Origin of the sequence: Bacillus sp. B28 (assembly GCF_029536185.1) — a bacterium.
GTDB lineage: Bacteria > Bacillota > Bacilli > Bacillales > Bacillaceae > Bacillus > Bacillus halotolerans.
In genome coordinates this window covers 81,324-105,594 of record NZ_CP120511.1, presented here as the reverse complement: position 1 = coordinate 105,594, position 24,271 = coordinate 81,324, and the positions used below count along the sequence as shown (strand labels likewise).

14 protein-coding genes, 9 tRNA genes and 6 rRNA genes are annotated in these 24,271 nt (G+C 47.4%); all 29 read right to left on the bottom strand.

The window, feature by feature from the left end; genetic code table 11:
• Positions 1-31: 31 nt before the first annotated feature.
• The 29 genes from clpC to cysK all read right to left on the bottom strand — a co-directional run bounded on the left by clpC (position 32) and on the right by cysK (position 24,263).
• Positions 32-2,464: an ATP-dependent protease ATP-binding subunit ClpC gene (gene clpC / locus P3L57_RS00575; protein WP_010332750.1), complete on the bottom strand. Its 2,433-nt coding sequence runs from the start codon at positions 2,462-2,464 to the stop codon at positions 32-34.
• Positions 2,461-3,552, bottom strand: coding sequence for a protein-arginine kinase McsB (mcsB, locus tag P3L57_RS00570; RefSeq protein ID WP_044153449.1), 1,092 nt, complete (start codon positions 3,550-3,552; stop codon positions 2,461-2,463). Before mcsB ends, clpC begins: the two co-directional genes overlap by 4 nt.
• A complete protein-coding gene (gene mcsA, locus P3L57_RS00565; protein WP_059352657.1) occupies positions 3,552-4,109 on the bottom strand; it encodes a protein-arginine kinase activator protein McsA in 558 nt (185 codons plus the stop codon). The genes mcsB and mcsA overlap by 1 nt, the downstream gene beginning before the upstream one ends.
• Positions 4,110-4,122: 13 nt before the next feature.
• Positions 4,123-4,587, bottom strand: coding sequence for a transcriptional regulator CtsR (gene ctsR, locus P3L57_RS00560; protein WP_010332747.1), 465 nt, complete (start codon positions 4,585-4,587; stop codon positions 4,123-4,125).
• A gap of 244 nt (positions 4,588-4,831) precedes the next feature.
• Positions 4,832-4,947: ribosomal RNA gene (gene rrf / locus P3L57_RS00555) — 5S ribosomal RNA — on the bottom strand.
• A gap of 53 nt (positions 4,948-5,000) precedes the next feature.
• A 23S ribosomal RNA gene (locus tag P3L57_RS00550) occupies positions 5,001-7,928 on the bottom strand.
• Positions 7,929-8,097: 169 nt separating this feature from the next.
• Positions 8,098-9,647: ribosomal RNA gene (locus P3L57_RS00545) — 16S ribosomal RNA — on the bottom strand.
• Between the two features lie 175 nt (positions 9,648-9,822).
• Positions 9,823-9,898 (bottom strand) — tRNA-Ala (locus P3L57_RS00540).
• A 7-nt stretch (positions 9,899-9,905) separates the two neighbouring features.
• Positions 9,906-9,982, bottom strand: a tRNA-Pro gene (locus P3L57_RS00535).
• Positions 9,983-10,005: 23 nt separating this feature from the next.
• Positions 10,006-10,082, bottom strand: a tRNA-Arg gene (locus P3L57_RS00530).
• A 9-nt stretch (positions 10,083-10,091) separates the two neighbouring features.
• A tRNA-Leu gene (locus P3L57_RS00525) sits at positions 10,092-10,177 on the bottom strand.
• A gap of 14 nt (positions 10,178-10,191) precedes the next feature.
• Positions 10,192-10,266, bottom strand: a tRNA-Gly gene (locus tag P3L57_RS00520).
• Between the two features lie 40 nt (positions 10,267-10,306).
• Positions 10,307-10,389, bottom strand: a tRNA-Leu gene (locus tag P3L57_RS00515).
• Between the two features lie 7 nt (positions 10,390-10,396).
• A tRNA-Lys gene (locus P3L57_RS00510) sits at positions 10,397-10,472 on the bottom strand.
• Between the two features lie 37 nt (positions 10,473-10,509).
• Positions 10,510-10,585: transfer RNA gene (locus P3L57_RS00505), tRNA-Thr, on the bottom strand.
• Between the two features lie 3 nt (positions 10,586-10,588).
• Positions 10,589-10,664, bottom strand: a tRNA-Val gene (locus P3L57_RS00500).
• Between the two features lie 22 nt (positions 10,665-10,686).
• Positions 10,687-10,802 (bottom strand): 5S ribosomal RNA (gene rrf, locus P3L57_RS00495).
• Between the two features lie 53 nt (positions 10,803-10,855).
• A 23S ribosomal RNA gene (locus tag P3L57_RS00490) occupies positions 10,856-13,783 on the bottom strand.
• Between the two features lie 169 nt (positions 13,784-13,952).
• A 16S ribosomal RNA gene (locus tag P3L57_RS00485) occupies positions 13,953-15,502 on the bottom strand.
• The 16S, 23S and 5S rRNA genes sit together here with 9 tRNA genes alongside, the layout of an rRNA operon.
• 312 nt (positions 15,503-15,814) lie before the next feature.
• Entirely contained in the window at positions 15,815-17,314 is a 1,500-nt protein-coding gene (gene lysS, locus P3L57_RS00480; protein WP_044153457.1) for a lysine--tRNA ligase, read from the bottom strand.
• 91 nt (positions 17,315-17,405) lie between these two features.
• Positions 17,406-18,407 carry a tRNA dihydrouridine synthase DusB gene (dusB, locus tag P3L57_RS00475; protein WP_024123646.1) on the bottom strand — a complete coding sequence of 334 codons (1,002 nt, stop codon included), beginning with the start codon at positions 18,405-18,407 and terminating at the stop codon, positions 17,406-17,408.
• A 13-nt stretch (positions 18,408-18,420) separates the two neighbouring features.
• Positions 18,421-18,639 (bottom strand): helix-turn-helix domain-containing protein, encoded by a 219-nt coding sequence (locus tag P3L57_RS00470; RefSeq protein WP_024123645.1) that lies wholly within the window; start codon positions 18,637-18,639, stop codon positions 18,421-18,423.
• Positions 18,591-19,094, bottom strand: coding sequence for a 2-amino-4-hydroxy-6-hydroxymethyldihydropteridine diphosphokinase (gene folK / locus P3L57_RS00465; protein WP_059334687.1), 504 nt, complete (start codon positions 19,092-19,094; stop codon positions 18,591-18,593). Before folK ends, P3L57_RS00470 begins: the two co-directional genes overlap by 49 nt.
• Positions 19,091-19,453, bottom strand: a complete 363-nt coding sequence (folB, locus tag P3L57_RS00460) for a dihydroneopterin aldolase (protein ID WP_044153461.1) — start codon at positions 19,451-19,453, stop codon at positions 19,091-19,093. Before folB ends, folK begins: the two co-directional genes overlap by 4 nt.
• On the bottom strand, positions 19,446-20,303 hold the full coding sequence (gene folP, locus P3L57_RS00455) for a dihydropteroate synthase (RefSeq protein ID WP_044153463.1): 858 nt from the start codon (positions 20,301-20,303) through the stop codon (positions 19,446-19,448). Before folP ends, folB begins: the two co-directional genes overlap by 8 nt.
• A 14-nt stretch (positions 20,304-20,317) precedes the next feature.
• Positions 20,318-21,166 (bottom strand): aminodeoxychorismate lyase, encoded by an 849-nt coding sequence (gene pabC, locus P3L57_RS00450; RefSeq protein ID WP_044153466.1) that lies wholly within the window; start codon positions 21,164-21,166, stop codon positions 20,318-20,320.
• The gene (gene pabA, locus P3L57_RS00445) at positions 21,166-21,750 is read right to left on the bottom strand and encodes an aminodeoxychorismate/anthranilate synthase component II (RefSeq protein ID WP_069487709.1); all 585 of its coding nucleotides are present in this window, start codon (positions 21,748-21,750) and stop codon (positions 21,166-21,168) included. Before pabA ends, pabC begins: the two co-directional genes overlap by 1 nt.
• Before the next feature lie 13 nt (positions 21,751-21,763).
• On the bottom strand, positions 21,764-23,173 hold the full coding sequence (locus P3L57_RS00440; protein WP_059334683.1) for an anthranilate synthase component I family protein: 1,410 nt from the start codon (positions 23,171-23,173) through the stop codon (positions 21,764-21,766).
• Positions 23,174-23,336: 163 nt separating this feature from the next.
• On the bottom strand, positions 23,337-24,263 hold the full coding sequence (gene cysK / locus P3L57_RS00435) for a cysteine synthase A (protein ID WP_010332721.1): 927 nt from the start codon (positions 24,261-24,263) through the stop codon (positions 23,337-23,339).
• Positions 24,264-24,271 lie beyond the last annotated feature (8 nt).

Genomic DNA, 24,271 nt, shown 5'->3' with positions numbered 1-24,271 from the left:
CATGCTGTATGCCTCATTTTCGTCTTCTATATTAATTCGTTTTAGCTGTCGTTTTTACGACAAATTCGCCATCTTCTACATCAAGAACGATATGGTGCCCTTTATGAATGTTACCTCTGAGCAGCTCTTCAGATAATCGGTCCTCCACATGTTTTTGAATGGCTCTTCTGAGCGGGCGGGCACCGTATTCAAGATCTACGCCCTCTTCCGCGACTTTTGCTTTCGCAGCTTCCGTCAATTCAATAGAAAGGTCCTGTTCTTTAAGACGTTTCGTTAATTGATCAGACATTAATGACACGATTTCAGCCAGATGTTTTTTCTCAAGTGAATGGAAGACGATAATTTCATCAATACGGTTGATGAATTCCGGTCTGAACGCACGTTTCAATTCACCCATCACTTTATCTTTCATGTCTTTATGATTTTGAGTCTCATCCTGAACGTTAAATCCGACGTATTTATTGCGTTTCAGTTCACTTGCTCCGACGTTTGATGTCATGATCAGAATGGTATTGCGGAAATCGACTGTGCGACCTTTAGAATCAGTCAATCGTCCGTCTTCAAGAACTTGCAGAAGGATATTGAAGACGTCAGGGTGCGCTTTCTCAATCTCATCAAGAAGCACAACAGAGTATGGTTTTCTTCTTACCTTCTCTGTTAATTGGCCGCCCTCATCGTATCCCACATACCCTGGAGGTGAACCTACAAGTCTAGAAGTCGAGTGTTTTTCCATGTATTCAGACATATCAATTCTGATCATGGCTTCTTCATCACCGAAGATAGACTCAGCAAGTGCCCGTGCAAGCTCCGTTTTACCTACACCTGTAGGGCCTAAGAAAATGAATGAGCCGATTGGGCGTTTAGGATCTTTTAGCCCTGCTCTTGCACGTCTGACCGCTTTAGCAACGGCTACAACAGCTTCATCTTGGCCGATGACACGGGAATGAAGAATGCTCTCCATATTAAGAAGCTTATCGGTTTCAGTTTGGGCGATTTTAGATACAGGCACCCCGGTCCAGCTGGATACAACCATCGCAATATCATCCACAGAAACCTCTGAGTTTTCCTGTCCCTGCTTCTCTTTCCATGATTTTTTCGTATCTTCCACTTGTTCACGCAAACGCTGTTCTGTATCACGCAAGGAAGCCGCTTTTTCAAATTCTTGGCTTTGCACCGCAGCATCCTTCTCTTTACGAACTTCATCAAGTTTCTGTTCCAGCTCTTTTAAATTAGGAGGCGTTGTAAAGGAACGCAGTCTGACCTTTGAACCCGCTTCATCGATCAAGTCAATAGCTTTATCCGGAAGGAAACGGTCAGAGATATATCTGTCAGAAAGCTTAACCGCAGCCTCAATGGCTTCGTCAGTGATAGAAACGCGGTGGTGGGCTTCATATCGGTCACGCAAGCCTTTTAGGATTTGAATGCTTTCGTCTACAGACGGCTGATCAACCTGGATTGGCTGAAAACGGCGTTCCAGAGCTGCATCTTTTTCAATATATTTACGGTACTCATCAAGAGTTGTCGCACCGATGCACTGAAGTTCTCCGCGAGCAAGTGAAGGCTTTAAAATGTTAGAAGCATCTATTGCACCTTCTGCTCCGCCCGCTCCAATTAAAGTATGGAGCTCATCAATGAATAGAATGATGTTTCCTGCCTGACGGATTTCATCCATAACTTTTTTCAAGCGGTCCTCAAATTCACCGCGATATTTCGTACCGGCAACAACTGTTCCCATGTCTAATGTCATAACGCGTTTATCCCGTAAAATTTCGGGAACTTCATTATTGATAATTTGCTGTGCAAGACCTTCTGCGATAGCCGTTTTACCTACGCCCGGTTCTCCAATCAGAACAGGATTGTTTTTCGTTCTGCGGCTCAGCACTTCAATGACACGCTGAATTTCTTTGCTTCTGCCGATAACCGGATCAAGGCTGTCTTCCTTCGCAATCGCTGTTAAATCCCTTGCCAGGCTATCTAGTGTAGGCGTATTCGCATTGCTGTTTGTTCCAGCCGCTGATGAACCTGTTTCATTACTTCCAAGAAGCTGAAGCACTTGCTGTCTTGCTTTATTTAAGCTGACTCCGAGATTGTTAAGCACTCTCGCAGCCACACCTTCACCTTCGCGAATAAGTCCAAGAAGAATATGCTCTGTTCCCACATAAGAATGGCCGAGTTTTCTGGCCTCATCCATTGAAAGCTCAATGACTTTTTTAGCTCTCGGAGTATAATGAATCGTTTGAGACATTTCCTGTCCGCGCCCAATTAAGCTCTCAACTTCTTTTTGGATTTTATCTGAACCAAGTCCAAGCGCTTGAAGTGCTTTAGCAGCGATGCCCTCTCCTTCTCGCACCAGTCCTAATAAAATATGCTCAGTGCCGATATTGTTATGACCTAAACGAAGTGCTTCTTCTTGTGCAAGCGCCAGTACCTTTTGAGCTCGTTCTGTAAATCTTCCAAACATCATATCGATTCATCCTCCTGTCTATTCCCATTCATTTCTAAGTGAAGCCGTTCTCTGATAAGAGCCGCTCTTCGTATATCTCTTTCGTTCGGACGCAAAGCGCCTCCCGAGTACTGCTGTAAAAATCCCGGCTGTGTTAAAATCATCAGTTCATTAAGTATATTGCTTGAAAGTCCTTTTATAATGCCTAAGTCTATACCTAGCCGAACATCTGAAAGGCACTTTGCAGTTTCTTTCGATTCTATCATCCGGCAATTGGACAAGACTCCATAGGATCGATACACACGATCCTCAAGCTCAATCTTAGAGGTTTGGTAAAGCGCTTCTCGAGCAGATCGTTCCTGTTCAATCAGCTGGGCAGCTACGCTGTTAAGATCATCGACAATATCCTGCTCCGACTTTCCAAGCGTGATTTGATTTGAAATTTGAAAGATATTTCCTACTGCTTCGCTGCCTTCCCCATAAATTCCTCTAACAACTAAGCCTAATTGATTAATAGCCGGTATAATTCGATTTATTTGCCTAGTTAAAACCAGTGCCGGAAGATGCATCATGACTGAAGCCCTTAAGCCCGTACCTACATTTGTAGGACAGCTGGTTAAGTAACCTCTTTGCTCACTAAATGCATAATCAACCTTTTCCTCAATCCAGTCATCAACTTGGTTTGCGGCTTTCATTGCTTGCGGAAGCTGAAAACCTGGGAAAAGACACTGAATTCTAATGTGGTCCTCCTCATTCAACATGACGCTTACTTCCTCATTTTCAGAAAGCAAACAGCCGCCAAAAGGAGACTCTGTCAAATTAGGGCTGATGAGATGCTTTTCAACGAGCACCCGTTTTTCTAAAGGCTGTGCGTCGTTCATTCTGATCAAAAGGAATTTGCCGACACCGGGAATTTCTTGTTCTGAAAACTGTTCTTCAAACTGTTGTAAGATGGATGAGGCTTCTTCATTGGAATATCGCGTAGGGAACCGAATATTTTCAAAGTTCCTAGCTAAACGTATGCGGCTGCTGAGTACAATGTCACTTTCAGGGCCTTTCTGCTTCATCCAACTGCTTAATGCGTCCTGAATAAAATGCTCTAGCGACATTACCCCTGTTCCTCCTCACTATCTGTACTTTTGAGTGACTGTTCTAATGAACGAATTTGATCTCTCACATGGGCTGCATTTTCAAATTCTTCTTGTAGTATTAAAGATTCTAATTCTTTTTTCAGCATATCGATCTGTCGTCTGACATGCAGATTGCCGCCTATACGTTTCGGTATTTTCCCGCCATGCACAGTGTTTCCGCTGTGAACTTTGCGTAAGATCGGTGTAATGTTGCTATGAAATGTTTTATAACATTCGGCACAGCCAAATCGGCCGGTTTTTCTAAATTGCTGAAATGTCATTCCGCACTTCGGACAAGCAGATATTTGCTCGGAATGGCTGAACATTTGAGTTCCAGCATTCTGAAATGAAGAATCCATGTTCAGTAAACCTGATAGTAAATTATGAATAGAGAAACCATGACTTGCACTTATACCATATGAATCGCTATGTTCTTTTGCACATTGTTCGCAGATGTGAACCTCTTTTTTCTCTCCGTTAACAACCTTTGTAAAGTGAAAAGTGGCCGGTCTCTCATTGCACTCTTGACAAATCAATCTTTTCACCCGCTTATTTTAATTTTAAAGCGGTCAGCATAGCTTTCATCATTCTCGCTCTTAATTCATCACGTTCAGGCAAATCAATGTACAGTACTGAGCGATCCATCACGCTGACCATCATTTTTGCTTCTCTTTCAGAAATCACCTTGTCTTCTAATAGCCTTAAAATAATGTCATCAGAGGCTGCTTGAGACAAATGGGTATTAATTTGAGAAATAATATTATTGATTAGGACAACTTCATTATTCATTTTAATTTTAATGATTCTGATGTAACCGCCGCCCCCGCGTTTGCTCTCAACAATATATCCTCTCTCGCTTGTAAATCTGGTGTTGATGACATAATTTATTTGGGAAGGAACACATTGAAATTTATCTGCAATTTCACTACGTTTAATTTCTAAAATTTCCTTGCCATTTTGATCTAACACTTGTTTCAAGTACTGTTCAATGATGTCAGAAATATTATGTCCCACTCAACCCCCTCCTTTATTGACTTTGACTATATTTGACTTTAATCTTACTATAAGGTGTTTTTCGAGAATTTTCAACTTTCTCGCTCTATCTTAAGTATTTCCATTTTCTAAATCCATAAAACCTGATTATTCACTTAAAATTTCTCTGTGAAGTTATTATATTATATAACTAAATGAAATTTTATGATACCAATAAGCAGAACGCAAAAAAGGGCAGCTCATATGAGCTGCCCTTTCGTTAATTGCTTGGCGGCGTCCTACTCTCACAGGGGGAAACCCCCGACTACCATCGGCGCTGAAGAGCTTAACTTCCGTGTTCGGCATGGGAACGGGTGTGACCTCTTCGCTATCGCCACCAAACAATTGAGAGTGTTCTCTCAAAACTAGATAACAGGTGTGACATCATTAGACATTAGGTTAAGTCCTCGATCGATTAGTATCTGTCAGCTCCATGTGTCGCCACACTTCCACCTCAGACCTATCAACCTGATCATCTTTCAGGGATCTTACTTCCTTGCGGAATGGGAAATCTCATCTTGAGGGGGGCTTCATGCTTAGATGCTTTCAGCACTTATCCCGTCCGCACATAGCTACCCAGCGATGCCCTTGGCAGAACAACTGGTACACCAGCGGTGCGTCCATCCCGGTCCTCTCGTACTAAGGACAGCTCCTCTCAAATTTCCTGCGCCCGCGACGGATAGGGACCGAACTGTCTCACGACGTTCTGAACCCAGCTCGCGTACCGCTTTAATGGGCGAACAGCCCAACCCTTGGGACCGACTACAGCCCCAGGATGCGATGAGCCGACATCGAGGTGCCAAACCTCCCCGTCGATGTGGACTCTTGGGGGAGATAAGCCTGTTATCCCCGGGGTAGCTTTTATCCGTTGAGCGATGGCCCTTCCATGCGGAACCACCGGATCACTAAGCCCGACTTTCGTCCCTGCTCGACTTGTAGGTCTCGCAGTCAAGCTCCCTTGTGCCTTTACACTCTGCGAATGATTTCCAACCATTCTGAGGGAACCTTTGGGCGCCTCCGTTACCTTTTAGGAGGCGACCGCCCCAGTCAAACTGCCCACCTGACACTGTCTCCCCGCCCGATAAGGGCGGCGGGTTAGAAGGTCAATACAGCCAGGGTAGTATCCCACCGATGCCTCCACCGAAGCTGGCGCTCCGGTTTCCAAGGCTCCTACCTATCCTGTACAAGCTGTACCAACATTCAATATCAGGCTGCAGTAAAGCTCCACGGGGTCTTTCCGTCCTGTCGCGGGTAACCTGCATCTTCACAGGTACTATAATTTCACCGAGTCTCTCGTTGAGACAGTGCCCAGATCGTTGCGCCTTTCGTGCGGGTCGGAACTTACCCGACAAGGAATTTCGCTACCTTAGGACCGTTATAGTTACGGCCGCCGTTTACTGGGGCTTCAATTCGCACCTTCGCTTACGCTAAGCGCTCCTCTTAACCTTCCAGCACCGGGCAGGCGTCAGCCCCTATACTTCGCCTTACGGCTTCGCAGAGACCTGTGTTTTTGCTAAACAGTCGCCTGGGCCTATTCACTGCGGCTCTCTCGGGCTTGCACCCTAACAGAGCACCCCTTCTCCCGAAGTTACGGGGTCATTTTGCCGAGTTCCTTAACGAGAGTTCTCTCGATCACCTTAGGATTCTCTCCTCGCCTACCTGTGTCGGTTTGCGGTACGGGCACCTCTCACCTCGCTAGAGGCTTTTCTTGGCAGTGTGGAATCAGGAACTTCGCTACTATATTTCGCTCGCCATCACAGCTCAGCCTTATGGGAAACGGATTTGCCTATTTCCCAGCCTAACTGCTTGGACGCGGATATCCAATACCGCGCTTACCCTATCCTCCTGCGTCCCCCCATTGCTCAAATGGTGAGGAGGTGGTACAGGAATATCAACCTGTTGTCCATCGCCTACGCCTTTCGGCCTCGGCTTAGGTCCCGACTAACCCTGAGCGGACGAGCCTTCCTCAGGAAACCTTAGGCATTCGGTGGAGGGGATTCTCACCCCTCTTTCGCTACTCATACCGGCATTCTCACTTCTAAGCGCTCCACCAGTCCTTCCGGTCTGGCTTCACAGCCCTTAGAACGCTCTCCTACCACTGTTCGAAGAACAGTCCGCAGCTTCGGTGATACGTTTAGCCCCGGTACATTTTCGGCGCAGAGTCACTCGACCAGTGAGCTATTACGCACTCTTTAAATGGTGGCTGCTTCTAAGCCAACATCCTGGTTGTCTAAGCAACTCCACATCCTTTTCCACTTAACGTATACTTTGGGACCTTAGCTGGCGGTCTGGGCTGTTTCCCTTTCGACTACGGATCTTATCACTCGCAGTCTGACTCCCAAGGATAAGTCATTGGCATTCGGAGTTTGACTGAATTCGGTAACCCGGTAGGGGCCCCTAGTCCAATCAGTGCTCTACCTCCAAGACTCTTACCTTGAGGCTAGCCCTAAAGCTATTTCGGAGAGAACCAGCTATCTCCAGGTTCGATTGGCATTTCACCCCTACCCACACCTCATCCCCGCACTTTTCAACGTGCGTGGGTTCGGGCCTCCATTCAGTGTTACCTGAACTTCACCCTGGACATGGGTAGATCACCTGGTTTCGGGTCTACGACCACGTACTCATGCGCCCTATTCAGACTCGCTTTCGCTGCGGCTCCGCATCTTCTGCTTAACCTTGCACGGGATCGTAACTCGCCGGTTCATTCTACAAAAGGCACGCCATCACCCGTTAACGGGCTCTGACTACTTGTAGGCACACGGTTTCAGGATCTCTTTCACTCCCCTTCCGGGGTGCTTTTCACCTTTCCCTCACGGTACTGGTTCACTATCGGTCACTAGGGAGTATTTAGCCTTGGGAGATGGTCCTCCCGGATTCCGACGGAATTTCACGTGTTCCGCCGTACTCAGGATCCACTCTGGAGAGAACGAAGTTTTGACTACAGGGCTGTTACCTCCTATGGCGGGCCTTTCCAGACCTCTTCATCTACCTCGTTCCTTTGTAACTCCGTACAGAGTGTCCTACAACCCCAAGAGGCAAGCCTCTTGGTTTGGGCTAATCCCGTTTCGCTCGCCGCTACTCAGGGAATCGCATTTGCTTTCTCTTCCTCCGGGTACTTAGATGTTTCAGTTCCCCGGGTCTGCCTTCTCATATCCTATGAATTCAGATATGGATACCACTCCATTACGAGTGGTGGGTTTCCCCATTCGGAAATCTCCGGATCAAAGCTTGCTTACAGCTCCCCGAAGCATATCGGTGTTCGTCCCGTCCTTCATCGGCTCCTAGTGCCAAGGCATCCACCGTGCGCCCTTTCTAACTTAACCGTTAAAAAGAATCACTATGTGATATCTTGTGTTACTAATTGAATGTGATGTCTACTGTTATCTAGTTTTCAAAGAACACGTTTCGAAGGAATGATCCTTCAAAACTAAACAAGACAGGGAACGTTCTGTTTATAAGACCCAAGGTCTTATATTCCGTAAATATCCTTAGAAAGGAGGTGATCCAGCCGCACCTTCCGATACGGCTACCTTGTTACGACTTCACCCCAATCATCTGTCCCACCTTCGGCGGCTGGCTCCATAAAGGTTACCTCACCGACTTCGGGTGTTACAAACTCTCGTGGTGTGACGGGCGGTGTGTACAAGGCCCGGGAACGTATTCACCGCGGCATGCTGATCCGCGATTACTAGCGATTCCAGCTTCACGCAGTCGAGTTGCAGACTGCGATCCGAACTGAGAACAGATTTGTGGGATTGGCTTAACCTCGCGGTTTCGCTGCCCTTTGTTCTGTCCATTGTAGCACGTGTGTAGCCCAGGTCATAAGGGGCATGATGATTTGACGTCATCCCCACCTTCCTCCGGTTTGTCACCGGCAGTCACCTTAGAGTGCCCAACTGAATGCTGGCAACTAAGATCAAGGGTTGCGCTCGTTGCGGGACTTAACCCAACATCTCACGACACGAGCTGACGACAACCATGCACCACCTGTCACTCTGCCCCCGAAGGGGACGTCCTATCTCTAGGATTGTCAGAGGATGTCAAGACCTGGTAAGGTTCTTCGCGTTGCTTCGAATTAAACCACATGCTCCACCGCTTGTGCGGGCCCCCGTCAATTCCTTTGAGTTTCAGTCTTGCGACCGTACTCCCCAGGCGGAGTGCTTAATGCGTTAGCTGCAGCACTAAGGGGCGGAAACCCCCTAACACTTAGCACTCATCGTTTACGGCGTGGACTACCAGGGTATCTAATCCTGTTCGCTCCCCACGCTTTCGCTCCTCAGCGTCAGTTACAGACCAGAGAGTCGCCTTCGCCACTGGTGTTCCTCCACATCTCTACGCATTTCACCGCTACACGTGGAATTCCACTCTCCTCTTCTGCACTCAAGTTCCCCAGTTTCCAATGACCCTCCCCGGTTGAGCCGGGGGCTTTCACATCAGACTTAAGGAACCGCCTGCGAGCCCTTTACGCCCAATAATTCCGGACAACGCTTGCCACCTACGTATTACCGCGGCTGCTGGCACGTAGTTAGCCGTGGCTTTCTGGTTAGGTACCGTCAAGGTACCGCCCTATTCGAACGGTACTTGTTCTTCCCTAACAACAGAGCTTTACGATCCGAAAACCTTCATCACTCACGCGGCGTTGCTCCGTCAGACTTTCGTCCATTGCGGAAGATTCCCTACTGCTGCCTCCCGTAGGAGTCTGGGCCGTGTCTCAGTCCCAGTGTGGCCGATCACCCTCTCAGGTCGGCTACGCATCGTTGCCTTGGTGAGCCATTACCTCACCAACTAGCTAATGCGCCGCGGGTCCATCTGTAAGTGGTAGCCGAAGCCACCTTTTATGTTTGAACCATGCGGTTCAAACAAGCATCCGGTATTAGCCCCGGTTTCCCGGAGTTATCCCAGTCTTACAGGCAGGTTACCCACGTGTTACTCACCCGTCCGCCGCTAACATCAGGGAGCAAGCTCCCATCTGTCCGCTCGACTTGCATGTATTAGGCACGCCGCCAGCGTTCGTCCTGAGCCAGGATCAAACTCTCCGATAAAGTAGTTTGACTGACTACGCACATCACTGTGCGATTTTATAATAAAACTTGAATTAACAGGTACGTTTTGTCTTGTTTAGTTTTCAAAGATCATTTTGTTTATCGCTTTGTTAAAGCAACTTTATTATTATATAATATCGCTTTCTCAAAGTCAACAACTTTTTTAAATCTTTTTTGGTGGAGCCTAGCGGGATCGAACCGCTGACCTCCTGCGTGCAAAGCAGGCGCTCTCCCAGCTGAGCTAAGGCCCCTTAAAAATGGTCGGGAAGACAGGATTCGAACCTGCGACCCCATGGTCCCAAACCATGTGCTCTACCAAGCTGAGCTACTTCCCGATTTCCCATATCGATAAAATATATGGCGCGCCCGAGAGGAGTCGAACCCCTAACCTTTTGATCCGTAGTCAAACGCTCTATCCAATTGAGCTACGGGCGCAAATTATAATGCCGAGGGCCGGACTTGAACCGGCACGGTAGTCACCTACCGCAGGATTTTAAGTCCTGTGTGTCTGCCAATTCCACCACCCCGGCGTGGATGGTATAGTTGGAGCGGAAGACGGGATTCGAACCCGCGACCCCCACCTTGGCAAGGTGGTGTTCTACCACTGAACTACTTCCGCAGACAGGATGTCCAGTTTTTATAACTGTCATCCTATATAATGCGGGTGAAGGGACTTGAACCCCCACGTCATAAAGACACTAGATCCTAAGTCTAGCGCGTCTGCCAATTCCGCCACACCCGCTTAAAAATGGTGAGCCATGAAGGACTCGAACCTTCGACCCTCTGATTAAAAGTCAGATGCTCTACCAACTGAGCTAATGGCTCTTCTTACAAGAGACTTGAATATTATATCATATAAAAGTGGTGCCGGCAAGAGGACTTGAACCCCCAACCTACTGATTACAAGTCAGTTGCTCTACCAATTGAGCTACACCGGCAAATGGTGGAGGATGACGGGCTCGAACCGCCGACCCTCTGCTTGTAAGGCAGATGCTCTCCCAGCTGAGCTAATCCTCCATAATTGCACTAACGTGCAATTGCTTGGCGGCGTCCTACTCTCACAGGGGGAAACCCCCGACTACCATCGGCGCTGAAGAGCTTAACTTCCGTGTTCGGCATGGGAACGGGTGTGACCTCTTCGCTATCGCCACCAAACAATTGAGAGTGTTCTCTCAAAACTAGATAACAGGTGTGACATCATTAGAAATTAGGTTAAGTCCTCGATCGATTAGTATCTGTCAGCTCCATGTGTCGCCACACTTCCACCTCAGACCTATCAACCTGATCATCTTTCAGGGATCTTACTTCCTTGCGGAATGGGAAATCTCATCTTGAGGGGGGCTTCATGCTTAGATGCTTTCAGCACTTATCCCGTCCGCACATAGCTACCCAGCGATGCCCTTGGCAGAACAACTGGTACACCAGCGGTGCGTCCATCCCGGTCCTCTCGTACTAAGGACAGCTCCTCTCAAATTTCCTGCGCCCGCGACGGATAGGGACCGAACTGTCTCACGACGTTCTGAACCCAGCTCGCGTACCGCTTTAATGGGCGAACAGCCCAACCCTTGGGACCGACTACAGCCCCAGGATGCGATGAGCCGACATCGAGGTGCCAAACCTCCCCGTCGATGTGGACTCTTGGGGGAGATAAGCCTGTTATCCCCGGGGTAGCTTTTATCCGTTGAGCGATGGCCCTTCCATGCGGAACCACCGGATCACTAAGCCCGACTTTCGTCCCTGCTCGACTTGTAGGTCTCGCAGTCAAGCTCCCTTGTGCCTTTACACTCTGCGAATGATTTCCAACCATTCTGAGGGAACCTTTGGGCGCCTCCGTTACCTTTTAGGAGGCGACCGCCCCAGTCAAACTGCCCACCTGACACTGTCTCCCCGCCCGATAAGGGCGGCGGGTTAGAAGGTCAATACAGCCAGGGTAGTATCCCACCGATGCCTCCACCGAAGCTGGCGCTCCGGTTTCCAAGGCTCCTACCTATCCTGTACAAGCTGTACCAACATTCAATATCAGGCTGCAGTAAAGCTCCACGGGGTCTTTCCGTCCTGTCGCGGGTAACCTGCATCTTCACAGGTACTATAATTTCACCGAGTCTCTCGTTGAGACAGTGCCCAGATCGTTGCGCCTTTCGTGCGGGTCGGAACTTACCCGACAAGGAATTTCGCTACCTTAGGACCGTTATAGTTACGGCCGCCGTTTACTGGGGCTTCAATTCGCACCTTCGCTTACGCTAAGCGCTCCTCTTAACCTTCCAGCACCGGGCAGGCGTCAGCCCCTATACTTCGCCTTACGGCTTCGCAGAGACCTGTGTTTTTGCTAAACAGTCGCCTGGGCCTATTCACTGCGGCTCTCTCGGGCTTGCACCCTAACAGAGCACCCCTTCTCCCGAAGTTACGGGGTCATTTTGCCGAGTTCCTTAACGAGAGTTCTCTCGATCACCTTAGGATTCTCTCCTCGCCTACCTGTGTCGGTTTGCGGTACGGGCACCTCTCACCTCGCTAGAGGCTTTTCTTGGCAGTGTGGAATCAGGAACTTCGCTACTATATTTCGCTCGCCATCACAGCTCAGCCTTATGGGAAACGGATTTGCCTATTTCCCAGCCTAACTGCTTGGACGCGGATATCCAATACCGCGCTTACCCTATCCTCCTGCGTCCCCCCATTGCTCAAATGGTGAGGAGGTGGTACAGGAATATCAACCTGTTGTCCATCGCCTACGCCTTTCGGCCTCGGCTTAGGTCCCGACTAACCCTGAGCGGACGAGCCTTCCTCAGGAAACCTTAGGCATTCGGTGGAGGGGATTCTCACCCCTCTTTCGCTACTCATACCGGCATTCTCACTTCTAAGCGCTCCACCAGTCCTTCCGGTCTGGCTTCACAGCCCTTAGAACGCTCTCCTACCACTGTTCGAAGAACAGTCCGCAGCTTCGGTGATACGTTTAGCCCCGGTACATTTTCGGCGCAGAGTCACTCGACCAGTGAGCTATTACGCACTCTTTAAATGGTGGCTGCTTCTAAGCCAACATCCTGGTTGTCTAAGCAACTCCACATCCTTTTCCACTTAACGTATACTTTGGGACCTTAGCTGGCGGTCTGGGCTGTTTCCCTTTCGACTACGGATCTTATCACTCGCAGTCTGACTCCCAAGGATAAGTCATTGGCATTCGGAGTTTGACTGAATTCGGTAACCCGGTAGGGGCCCCTAGTCCAATCAGTGCTCTACCTCCAAGACTCTTACCTTGAGGCTAGCCCTAAAGCTATTTCGGAGAGAACCAGCTATCTCCAGGTTCGATTGGCATTTCACCCCTACCCACACCTCATCCCCGCACTTTTCAACGTGCGTGGGTTCGGGCCTCCATTCAGTGTTACCTGAACTTCACCCTGGACATGGGTAGATCACCTGGTTTCGGGTCTACGACCACGTACTCATGCGCCCTATTCAGACTCGCTTTCGCTGCGGCTCCGCATCTTCTGCTTAACCTTGCACGGGATCGTAACTCGCCGGTTCATTCTACAAAAGGCACGCCATCACCCGTTAACGGGCTCTGACTACTTGTAGGCACACGGTTTCAGGATCTCTTTCACTCCCCTTCCGGGGTGCTTTTCACCTTTCCCTCACGGTACTGGTTCACTATCGGTCACTAGGGAGTATTTAGCCTTGGGAGATGGTCCTCCCGGATTCCGACGGAATTTCACGTGTTCCGCCGTACTCAGGATCCACTCTGGAGAGAACGAAGTTTTGACTACAGGGCTGTTACCTCCTATGGCGGGCCTTTCCAGACCTCTTCATCTACCTCGTTCCTTTGTAACTCCGTACAGAGTGTCCTACAACCCCAAGAGGCAAGCCTCTTGGTTTGGGCTAATCCCGTTTCGCTCGCCGCTACTCAGGGAATCGCATTTGCTTTCTCTTCCTCCGGGTACTTAGATGTTTCAGTTCCCCGGGTCTGCCTTCTCATATCCTATGAATTCAGATATGGATACCACTCCATTACGAGTGGTGGGTTTCCCCATTCGGAAATCTCCGGATCAAAGCTTGCTTACAGCTCCCCGAAGCATATCGGTGTTCGTCCCGTCCTTCATCGGCTCCTAGTGCCAAGGCATCCACCGTGCGCCCTTTCTAACTTAACCGTTAAAAAGAATCACTATGTGATATCTTGTGTTACTAATTGAATGTGATGTCTACTGTTATCTAGTTTTCAAAGAACACGTTTCGAAGGAATGATCCTTCAAAACTAAACAAGACAGGGAACGTTCTGTTTATAAGACCCAAGGTCTTATATTCCGTAAATATCCTTAGAAAGGAGGTGATCCAGCCGCACCTTCCGATACGGCTACCTTGTTACGACTTCACCCCAATCATCTGTCCCACCTTCGGCGGCTGGCTCCATAAAGGTTACCTCACCGACTTCGGGTGTTACAAACTCTCGTGGTGTGACGGGCGGTGTGTACAAGGCCCGGGAACGTATTCACCGCGGCATGCTGATCCGCGATTACTAGCGATTCCAGCTTCACGCAGTCGAGTTGCAGACTGCGATCCGAACTGAGAACAGATTTGTGGGATTGGCTTAACCTCGCGGTTTCGCTGCCCTTTGTTCTGTCCATTGTAGCACGTGTGTAGCCCAGGTCATAAGGGGCATGATGATTTGACGTCATCCCCACCTTCCTCCGGTTTGTCACCGGCAGTCACCTTAGAGTGCCCAACTGAATGCTGGCAACTAAGATCAAGGGTTGCGCTCGTTGCGGGACTTAACCCAACATCTCACGACACGAGCTGACGACAACCATGCACCACCTGTCACTCTGCCCCCGAAGGGGACGTCCTATCTCTAGGATTGTCAGAGGATGTCAAGACCTGGTAAGGTTCTTCGCGTTGCTTCGAATTAAACCACATGCTCCACCGCTTGTGCGGGCCCCCGTCAATTCCTTTGAGTTTCAGTCTTGCGACCGTACTCCCCAGGCGGAGTGCTTAATGCGTTAGCTGCAGCACTAAGGGGCGGAAACCCCCTAACACTTAGCACTCATCGTTTACGGCGTGGACTACCAGGGTATCTAATCCTGTTCGCTCCCCACGCTTTCGCTCCTCAGCGTCAGTTACAGACCAGAGAGTCGCCTTCGCCACTGGTGTTCCTCCACATCTCTACGCATTTCACCGCTACACGTGGAATTCCACTCTCCTCTTCTGCACTCAAGTTCCCCAGTTTCCAATGACCCTCCCCGGTTGAGCCGGGGGCTTTCACATCAGACTTAAGGAACCGCCTGCGAGCCCTTTACGCCCAATAATTCCGGACAACGCTTGCCACCTACGTATTACCGCGGCTGCTGGCACGTAGTTAGCCGTGGCTTTCTGGTTAGGTACCGTCAAGGTACCGCCCTATTCGAACGGTACTTGTTCTTCCCTAACAACAGAGCTTTACGATCCGAAAACCTTCATCACTCACGCGGCGTTGCTCCGTCAGACTTTCGTCCATTGCGGAAGATTCCCTACTGCTGCCTCCCGTAGGAGTCTGGGCCGTGTCTCAGTCCCAGTGTGGCCGATCACCCTCTCAGGTCGGCTACGCATCGTTGCCTTGGTGAGCCATTACCTCACCAACTAGCTAATGCGCCGCGGGTCCATCTGTAAGTGGTAGCCGAAGCCACCTTTTATGTTTGAACCATGCGGTTCAAACAAGCATCCGGTATTAGCCCCGGTTTCCCGGAGTTATCCCAGTCTTACAGGCAGGTTACCCACGTGTTACTCACCCGTCCGCCGCTAACATCAGGGAGCAAGCTCCCATCTGTCCGCTCGACTTGCATGTATTAGGCACGCCGCCAGCGTTCGTCCTGAGCCAGGATCAAACTCTCCGATAAAGTAGTTTGACTGACTACGCACATCACTGTGCGATTTTATAATAAAACTTGAATTAACAGGTACGTTTTGTCTTGTTTAGTTTTCAAAGATCATTTCGTCACTTCGTTTAAGCGACTTTATTATTATAACTCGTTGAATCATTGAAGTCAATAACTTTTTTTGAAGTTATTTTTTTGTCATCGCCTTGTTTAGCGGCAACGAATAATAATATACCACCTTGTAAATAATAGTGCAATAGTTTTTTGAAGAAAAACCTAAGGAATTATAAAAGAGCGTCATCCTTCTATTAGAAAGGTTGACGCTCTTTTAAATTAGCGCTGTCTCATTTGCGGGAATAACAGTACATCTCGGATCGAAGGAGCATTCGTCAGCAGCATGACCAGGCGATCGATCCCGATGCCTAAGCCTCCTGTTGGCGGCATGCCATACTCCAGGGCTTCAACGAAGTCTTCATCCATTAAATGAGCTTCATCATTACCCTCTTCTCGTTCTTTTAATTGGGCTTCAAAGCGTTCTCTTTGATCAATAGGATCATTTAGCTCTGTGAATGCATTTGCGTGCTCACGGCCTACGATAAACAGTTCAAAACGGTCTGTGAAGCGCGGATCCTCTGGATTTTTCTTAGCAAGAGGAGAAATTTCTACTGGATGTCCATAAATAAACGTTGGCTGGATAAGCGTTTCCTCAATTTTTTGTTCGAAGAATTCGTTTATAATGTGGCCCACTGTCATAGAGTCTTTAATCTCTACACCATGCTCTTTTGCAAATTCACGGGCTTGCTCAACAGTTACCTCTTCCCAGAAGTCAACGCCTGTCGCTTCTTTGACTGCGTCAACCATATGGATTCTTTTCCACTCAGGTTTCAGTTCGATTTGTTCTTCCCCGTATTGGATTGTCGTCGTGCCAAGCACTTCTTGCGCGATATGAGCGACAAGGTTTTCAGTTAAGCTCATGATATCTTTATAGTCAGCATACGCTTCATATAATTCAATCATTGTAAATTCAGGGTTATGGCGTGTAGAGACGCCTTCATTACGGAAAACACGGCCGATTTCATATACTTTTTCTAAACCGCCGACAATCAAGCGTTTCAGATGCAGTTCAATCGCAATACGCATGTAGAGCGGAATATCTAAAGCATTATGATGGGTAATGAACGGACGCGCGGAGGCTCCCCCTGGAATGCTGTGCATAGTTGGTGTTTCTACTTCTAAGTATCCATGATCATCAAGGTATCTTCTCATCGCTTGAATGATCTTGCTGCGTGTGATGAACGTATGTTTGCTGTCTGGATTTACGATAAGATCCAAGTAGCGTTGACGGTAGCGCTGCTCAACGTCTTTTAAACCATGGTATTTATCCGGCAGCGGACGAAGCGCTTTTGTCAGCAAATCAAATGATGTTGCTTTTACAGACAGTTCGCCTACATTTGTTTTGAACACTTTTCCGGTTACGCCGATAAGGTCGCCAAGGTCGGAAGATTTGAAGATTTCATATTGGTCGTCACCGACACTGTCTTTCCTTACGTAGATTTGAATTTGACCTTCTAAATCCTGCAGGTGCGCGAAGCCGGCTTTTCCTTTGCCGCGTTTTGTCATCATACGGCCTGCGATTGTGACTTCAATCGCTTTTTCCTCTAACTCTTCTTTCGTTAGATTTTGATATGCCGCAATAATTTGCTCAGATTGATGAGTTCTTTCAAAACGTGCGCCGAATGGATCTATACCGTTTTCTCTCATCTGATTCATTTTGTCGCGTCTGACTTGCAGCTGGTCGTTCAATTCTTCATGATTATGCTCTTCTTGACTCATTGTTATCACTCCATTACAGATATTGTTTCATGAAAAAAGCAGAAAAACTGCCAGCGTAAAACTGGCAGTGAGCAGCAAATAGAGGTGAGTGTTATCCTACTTTTGCGTCTTGAAGCTCTTTTGCCTCAACTTCAACAGTAAATGCATCTAAAAGCTGTACAAGCTCTTCTCTTGTCTCGCAATGATTGATTCCATTACGAACCTCCGCATTGCCTCTTATGCCTTTCAGATACCATGCAGCGTGTTTTCTCATTTCTCTTACCGCTACATTTTCACCCTTTAAGTTAATCAAGCGGTCAAGATGCAGTTTGCATACCGCCATTTTTTCGCGTACTTGCGGCTCTTCTTTTAATTCACCTGTTTCAAGGTATTGAACCGTACGGTAAATCATCCACGGATTGCCTAATGCGGCACGGCCGATCATGACCCCGTCTACTCCTGTTTCATCAAGCATACGCTTAGCATCCTGCGGCGTCTTGACATCGCCGTTCCCGATAACCGGAATCGATACAGATTGTTTTACTTCTTTGATAATATCCCAGTTTGCAGTTCCTTCGTACATCTGCACTCTTGTACGGCCGTGAAGTGCAACTGCTTTTCCGCCCGCACGCTCGACAGCCTGTGCGTTTTTCACCGCGAAAATGTGGTCTTCATCCCAGCCCATTCTCATTTTCACTGTGACTGGTTTATCGACGGCATCTACTACTGCAGAAACCATTTCATAAATCTTATCGGGATCGAGAAGCCATTTTGCTCCCGCATCACATTTTGTAATCTTTGGCACTGGACATCCCATGTTAATATCAATGATATCAGCAGTTGTGTTCTGGTCTACAAACTTCGCCGCTTCCACAAGGGTTTCCTTTTTTCCTCCGAAGATTTGAAGGCTGAGCGGTTTTTCACGTTCATCAATGTAAAGCATACCCATTGTTTTGGCATTGTTGTAAAGGATCGCTTTGTCACTGATCATTTCAGCGCAGACCAATCCGGCTCCGAATTCCTTTACAGTCAATCTGAATGCTGAGTTGCAGACACCGGCCATAGGGGCCAGCACAACCCGGTTTTTTAATTGAATATCACCGATTTTAAACATTTTTCCCCTCCTTTCATTTGTTATTATTTTCTGGCGGCGCTAATTCGTCCGCGCTTATATTTAAAACATCTGCTGCGCTTTGAATGATGGCAGCTGACGGCAATCGGTTTCCGCGTTCAATTTCGCCGAGAATAGAAACTGATATACCTAACGCTTTCGCAAATCCTTCTTGAGTATAACCTTTCAGCTTTCTGAATGCACGAATTCGTCTACCCCAGATTTCTGCTTCCATACTCTTACACCTTCTTGGTCGGTTTCCGCGCTTTTTGCCTCTTTTTCAACCCGCGTGCATATTTCCGCAAGCGGTGCGAGGACAAATAAACGCTCATACATTCTCGGATGCGGAACAATTAGTTGCTCTGTTTCAATATTTTCACGATTAAACAGTAAAATGTCAAGGTCTGCCGTCCGCGGACCCCATCTGACTTCTCTCGTCCTGCCCAATTCATTTTCTATATGCTGCGTGAGCTCAAGGAGCTGAAGCGGATTCAGCGCCGTCTCGATTTCAACTGCCATATTTAAAAATTCATCTTGAGCTTCGTATCCGACTGGGTCTGTTTCGTAAATAGAAGACACTTTTGTGACTGTCACTGCCTCATGTTGATGCAGCATCGCCACCGCTCGCCGTAAATACGTTTCTCTATCTCCAATATTAGATCCAAGGGCTATATAAGCTGTATTGTTCATGATTTTTTTCTCGTGATTTCTATTGCTACTGATTTATAGTGGCCGGGAATTGGCGGATCTGGCTTAATCACTTTTACAGTACATTGCTGCACCTGATGAAATTTCTTCAGGACAGTGTCCGCAATACGTTCTGCCAGTGTTTCCACTAGTTTCACAGGCTCACCTTCAACGATATCTTTACATACGTGGTAAAGCTCGGCATAGTTAATGGTTTGGTCAAGGTCGTCTGTTTGTCCCGCTTTGCTTAAATCCAATTCTGCGGTTAAATCGACTTTAAAACGCTGTCCGAGCTTGTTCTCCTCTTTTAACACACCATGGTAGCCGTAAAACTCCATGCCTTCTACGTAGATTTTATCCATGATGCATCCCTCCCTTGTTCAGCATTGCATCCATCATTTTCGCCATTCTGGCTATTTGTTTTACATCATGGACCCTCACAATATCACAGCCTTTTTGAATGCCTAGACACACGGTTGCGCCTGTGCCCTCAGCCCGCTCCTCAGGCGGAAGATCCAGGACACGGCCGATAAATCTTTTCCGGGAGGTTGCAAGAAGAACCGGATAGCCAAGTCCGCTGAAAACTTCAAGTTTGTTCATGACTGCCAGATTATCGTGATAGTCCTTCGCAAAACCTATGCCGGGATCGAGGATAATGTTCTTTTCCTCTACACCTGCTTCAACAGCAATCTTTACACTTTCCATTAAGTCCGACAGCATATCCGGTATTAAATCGTTGTAGTTTCTCTCTTTGCGGTTATGCATGAGAACGATCGGAACATTGTGTTCAGCTGCAACAGAAGCCATTTTCGGGTCATACTTCGCTCCCCAAATATCATTGATGATCGAAGCGCCGGCTTTAACAGCTTCATCTGCGACAGAAGCCTTATACGTATCTACAGAGATCGGCACTGCGAGCTCTTTTGTAATCCGCTCAATCACAGGAATTACTCTGGACATTTCTTCGTCCTCGGACACATATTCGGCGCCGGGTCTTGTCGACTCGCCTCCGATATCAATGATATGCGCACCGTCATCAATCATCTCTTTCGCGTGCAACAGGGCATTGTCCAGGCTGTCATATTTTCCGCCATCCGAGAAAGAGTCAGGCGTTACGTTTAAAATCCCCATCACCAGCGTCTTTTCTCGATATGATAATGCGCTGGGTTTGGTATGGATTACTTGTGTTTGGTCTATCGTTTGCTGGGCCATTCTCTTCCTCCCTGTCATGAATTCATGTTCTTTATTTCTTGGTGGTATAGCGTTTGTAAAGCGGAAGTTATTTCTCCGTTTCGGCCCGGATAGTTCACTTCTTCTATTTTAGAAAACGGAATGATCTCAAGAACCGAGTTGGTCATCCATGCTTCATCTGCCGTCAAAAGGGCTTCAAGCTGGTACCGGCCTGTTTTGACATCCATCCCTATTTTCTTTGCGTTCTCCATGACAAAACGTCTCGTGACGCCGTCAAGAATTCCGGTATCAAGTGATGGTGTAAAGATAGTGCTGCCTTTTCTCCAGAAGACATTTGAAATGATGCCCTCTGCTACAGCGCAATCCTCCGTTAAAAAGATCCCTTCAAACCGCGGATCATTTCCGATCTCCCGTTTCGCATACATATTATTTAAATAGTGATGTGATTTTAACCGGAACGGCCCCTCCGGTGTGTTTCTCCGTATCGATAACACCTTTCCTTCCTTTTGCAAAGGAAGACTTTCTGGTTTTAGCTGGTTAACAAAACATAAAACAGTCGGGTTATCGTAAGTTTGAGCAGCGAAGCCTTTATCGCTGATGCCGGCTGATATGTTCAGCCTGACGCGGGCATTGCCGTCTTTGATATCATTCAGCCCGAGCAGCTTGTCCAGCATTTCAATCATCTCTTGCTTTGTCACAGTGTATTCGATTTGCAGATCCTTAAGTGCGCGTTCAAGCCGTTCTATATGCCAATCAAGCAGGAACGGCCGGCCTTCATAAAGCCTGAAGGTCTCAAACACACCGATCCCATATAAAAAACCATGGTCAAAAGGAGAAAGAACTGCATCTTTCTCCTCTATAAACCGGCCGTTTACATATATCATCACGCAATGACATCCTTGCGGTACATTTCAATAAAATTTCTGAGCATTTCTTTTCCAAAGGAAGTCATAATAGACTCTGGATGAAATTGAACGCCTTCTATCGGAAGATCATTGTGCCGAATAGCCATGATTTCTCCTTCTTTCGTTTGTGCGGTTACTGTGAAACAGTTTGGCAGCGTATCAGGTTTTACGATCAGCGAGTGGTATCGTGTCGCCACAAGCGGGTTTGGCAAACCTTTAAAGATCGTCTTGCCGTCATGCTCGATTTCTGAGGTTTTTCCATGCATCAGCCGCTCTGCTCTGACCACGTCTCCGCCAAACACCTGTGCGATAGACTGATGTCCGAGACACACGCCAAAAACGGGAATTTTGCCTGCGAAGTATTTAATTGCTTCAAGGCTGATTCCAGCTTCATCAGGACTGCACGGTCCGGGTGAAATCATTAAGAAATCCGGTGACAGCTCTTCAATTTGCTCTATTGTGATATCGTCATTGCGTTTTACAATCAGCTCTTCTCCAAGCTCGCCCAAATACTGTACTAAGTTGTACGTGAAAGAATCATAGTTATCAATCATTAAAATCATTTCTCCGCTCACCTCATCTAATTTTTGTCTCTACTTCGCTCAGCTCTAACGCCTTTTGCATCGCAAAAGCTTTTTTGAATGATTCTCTGTATTCATGCTTAGGAACAGAATCAATCACAACTCCTGCCCCGGATTGCATAAACGCCTGCCCTCCGGCTGCATAAATGGTTCGGATCACGATATTAAATTGAAGATCCTGATTATACCCAAACCACCCTATAGATCCAGTATAAAGCCCACGGCGTGTCGGCTCAAGTTCTTCTATAATTTCCATTGTCCTTACTTTAGGAGCACCTGTAATCGTTCCTCCTGGAAATACAGCATGAATAATATCTACAGCGTCGTATCCATCCTGCAGTTCACCTTGGACATTAGACACAATGTGCATGACGTGGGAGTATTTTTCAATTGCCATGAATTCATTAACCCGCACTGATCCGTAACGGGAAACTCTGCCCAGATCATTTCGTTCTAGATCAACTAGCATGACATGCTCAGCGCGTTCTTTTTCATTATGGATTAATTCATTTGCGAGCGTTTCGTCTTCCTCATCCGTTTTTCCTCTGGAACGAGTGCCAGCAATCGGTCTAGTCTCTAATAGTTTGCCCTTTTTGCTGACAAGAAGTTCAGGAGATCCGCAAATAATTTGGAAATCTGGTGTTTCTAAATATGCCATATATGGAGAAGGATTCACTTCTCTCAGCTTTTTGTAGATCTCATACGGGTGAGCAGACAGCGACTGCGACTGCCTGATCGATAGATTGACTTGAAAAACATCTCCGCTGGCAATGTATTGCTTGATTTTCTCTACAGCCTGAGAAAAGCCTTCTTCAGTAAAAGGCGCTGCAAAGGAACCGTCAGCTGTATATGTCATCTCTTGTAACGGCTCACCGGGAAGCTCAGACAGCCACATATGTTCGAGCTGGGACAGCTTTTCGTCCGCTGATTCGTTCTCATCATTCACATGAGTGACCAGCCAAAGAGCCTGTTCTTCATGGTCATAGACGGCTATATCATCAAAGACAAGAAAATAGATATCAGGTGTCTCCAGGTCATCTAATGAGAGCATTTTAAAATTTTCAATGTAGCGTGCGTAATCATAGCTAAGAAAGCCGATTGCTCCCCCTTGAAAATCAGGCAGTTCTTCATCCGTTTCTGTTTCCAGCGTTTTAAACCAACTGTGGAAAGCGCGTAATGGGTCACCCTCTTTAAACAGTGTCTCATCCCCATGCTTAATGGTTGTAATTCCGTCTTTTCCCTTGACAGCCGCAATTGGATCAAGACCGGCTATACTGTATCTGCCGCCTCTTGCACTTTCAAGAAGCACGTGCTGTTTTCTGGATTGTGAAAGTTTCTCATATTGTTGCAAGAATGAATCTTTTTGAAAAGGTACTTTTCTGCCTGCCGGTCTGCGTTGTGCCATTTATATCATTCCTCTGTTTTCTTTTTCTGCTTTTTTTATTGTAAAGCAATATCATGAGTGAAAAAAGTGAATTTCTCTTCCAAGGATAAGATTCGTCGCGCACACGGCATATTTGATGCTCAAATAAAAAAACTCCCGGGCACCGGGAGTTTTTTCGAGCTTTTTAATCGAATTGATACAGCGGCGTACTCAAATAACGTTCGCCGTTACTCGGAATGATAGCTAATACTTTTTTGCCCTTTCCGAGTTTTTTCGCTACTTGAATAGCAGCATAAATGGCCGCACCTGATGAGATGCCTCCGAGAATTCCTTCTTCACGTGCAGCTCTGCGTGCATATTCAAATGCTTCTTCATTCTTCACAGGGAAAATTTCATCGTATACTTCAGTGTTTAAGATGTCGGGCACAAAGCCAGCTCCGATTCCCTGAATTTTGTGAGGGCCTGGTTTTCCTCCTGAAAGCACTGGGGAATCTGACGGTTCAACAGCGTAGATTTTGACGGAAGGATATGCTTCCTTCAGGACTTCACCCGCTCCTGTAATCGTTCCGCCTGTTCCGATTCCGGCTACAAATGCATCAAGCTGGTCATCACCGAATTGCTCAACGATTTCTTTACCTGTTGTTTGGCGATGGATTTCAGGGTTCGATGGATTGTTAAACTGCTGCGGCACGAAGTATCCGTGTTTTTCAGCAAGCTCTTCCGCTTTCTTAATGGCGCCTTTCATGCCTTCCGCACCCGGAGTCAGCACAAGCTCAGCACCATATGCGCGAAGAAGGTTGCGGCGCTCCATGCTCATTGTGTCAGGCATAACCAAAATCGCTTTTAAACCTTTAGCTGCAGCAACCATTGCAAGCCCGATTCCTGTATTTCCGCTTGTCGGTTCAATGATTGTATCGCCAGCTTTTAATTTCCCTTCTTTTTCAGCCGCTTCAATCATCGCTAAACCGATACGGTCTTTTACACTGCTTCCAGGGTTCATGTATTCAAGCTTCAAATATACATCCGCACTGTTTTCATCAACAAGGCGATTTAATTTAACGATTGGCGTATTCCCAATTAATTCAGTAATGGAGTTTGCTACACGTACCATTCTCGACA

Excerpts from the sequence above, each read along its gene's own strand:
- folK (WP_059334687.1), bottom strand. The coding sequence starts at position 19,094 with ATGAACAATACAGCTTATATAGCCCTTGGATCTAATATTGGAGATAGA.
- pabA (WP_069487709.1), bottom strand. The coding sequence starts at position 21,750 with ATGATTTTAATGATTGATAACTATGATTCTTTCACGTACAACTTAGTA.
- folB (WP_044153461.1), bottom strand. The coding sequence starts at position 19,453 with ATGGATAAAATCTACGTAGAAGGCATGGAGTTTTACGGCTACCATGGT.
- pabC (WP_044153466.1), bottom strand. The coding sequence starts at position 21,166 with ATGATATATGTAAACGGCCGGTTTATAGAGGAGAAAGATGCAGTTCTT.
- cysK (WP_010332721.1), bottom strand. The coding sequence starts at position 24,263 with ATGGTACGTGTAGCAAACTCCATTACTGAATTAATTGGGAATACGCCA.
- dusB (WP_024123646.1), bottom strand. The coding sequence starts at position 18,407 with ATGTTTAAAATCGGTGATATTCAATTAAAAAACCGGGTTGTGCTGGCC.
- P3L57_RS00470 (WP_024123645.1), bottom strand. The coding sequence starts at position 18,639 with ATGGAAGCAGAAATCTGGGGTAGACGAATTCGTGCATTCAGAAAGCTG.
- P3L57_RS00440 (WP_059334683.1), bottom strand. The coding sequence starts at position 23,173 with ATGGCACAACGCAGACCGGCAGGCAGAAAAGTACCTTTTCAAAAAGAT.
- clpC (WP_010332750.1), bottom strand. The coding sequence starts at position 2,464 with ATGATGTTTGGAAGATTTACAGAACGAGCTCAAAAGGTACTGGCGCTT.
- mcsB (WP_044153449.1), bottom strand. The coding sequence starts at position 3,552 with ATGTCGCTAGAGCATTTTATTCAGGACGCATTAAGCAGTTGGATGAAG.
- lysS (WP_044153457.1), bottom strand. The coding sequence starts at position 17,314 with ATGAGTCAAGAAGAGCATAATCATGAAGAATTGAACGACCAGCTGCAA.
- folP (WP_044153463.1), bottom strand. The coding sequence starts at position 20,303 with ATGGCCCAGCAAACGATAGACCAAACACAAGTAATCCATACCAAACCC.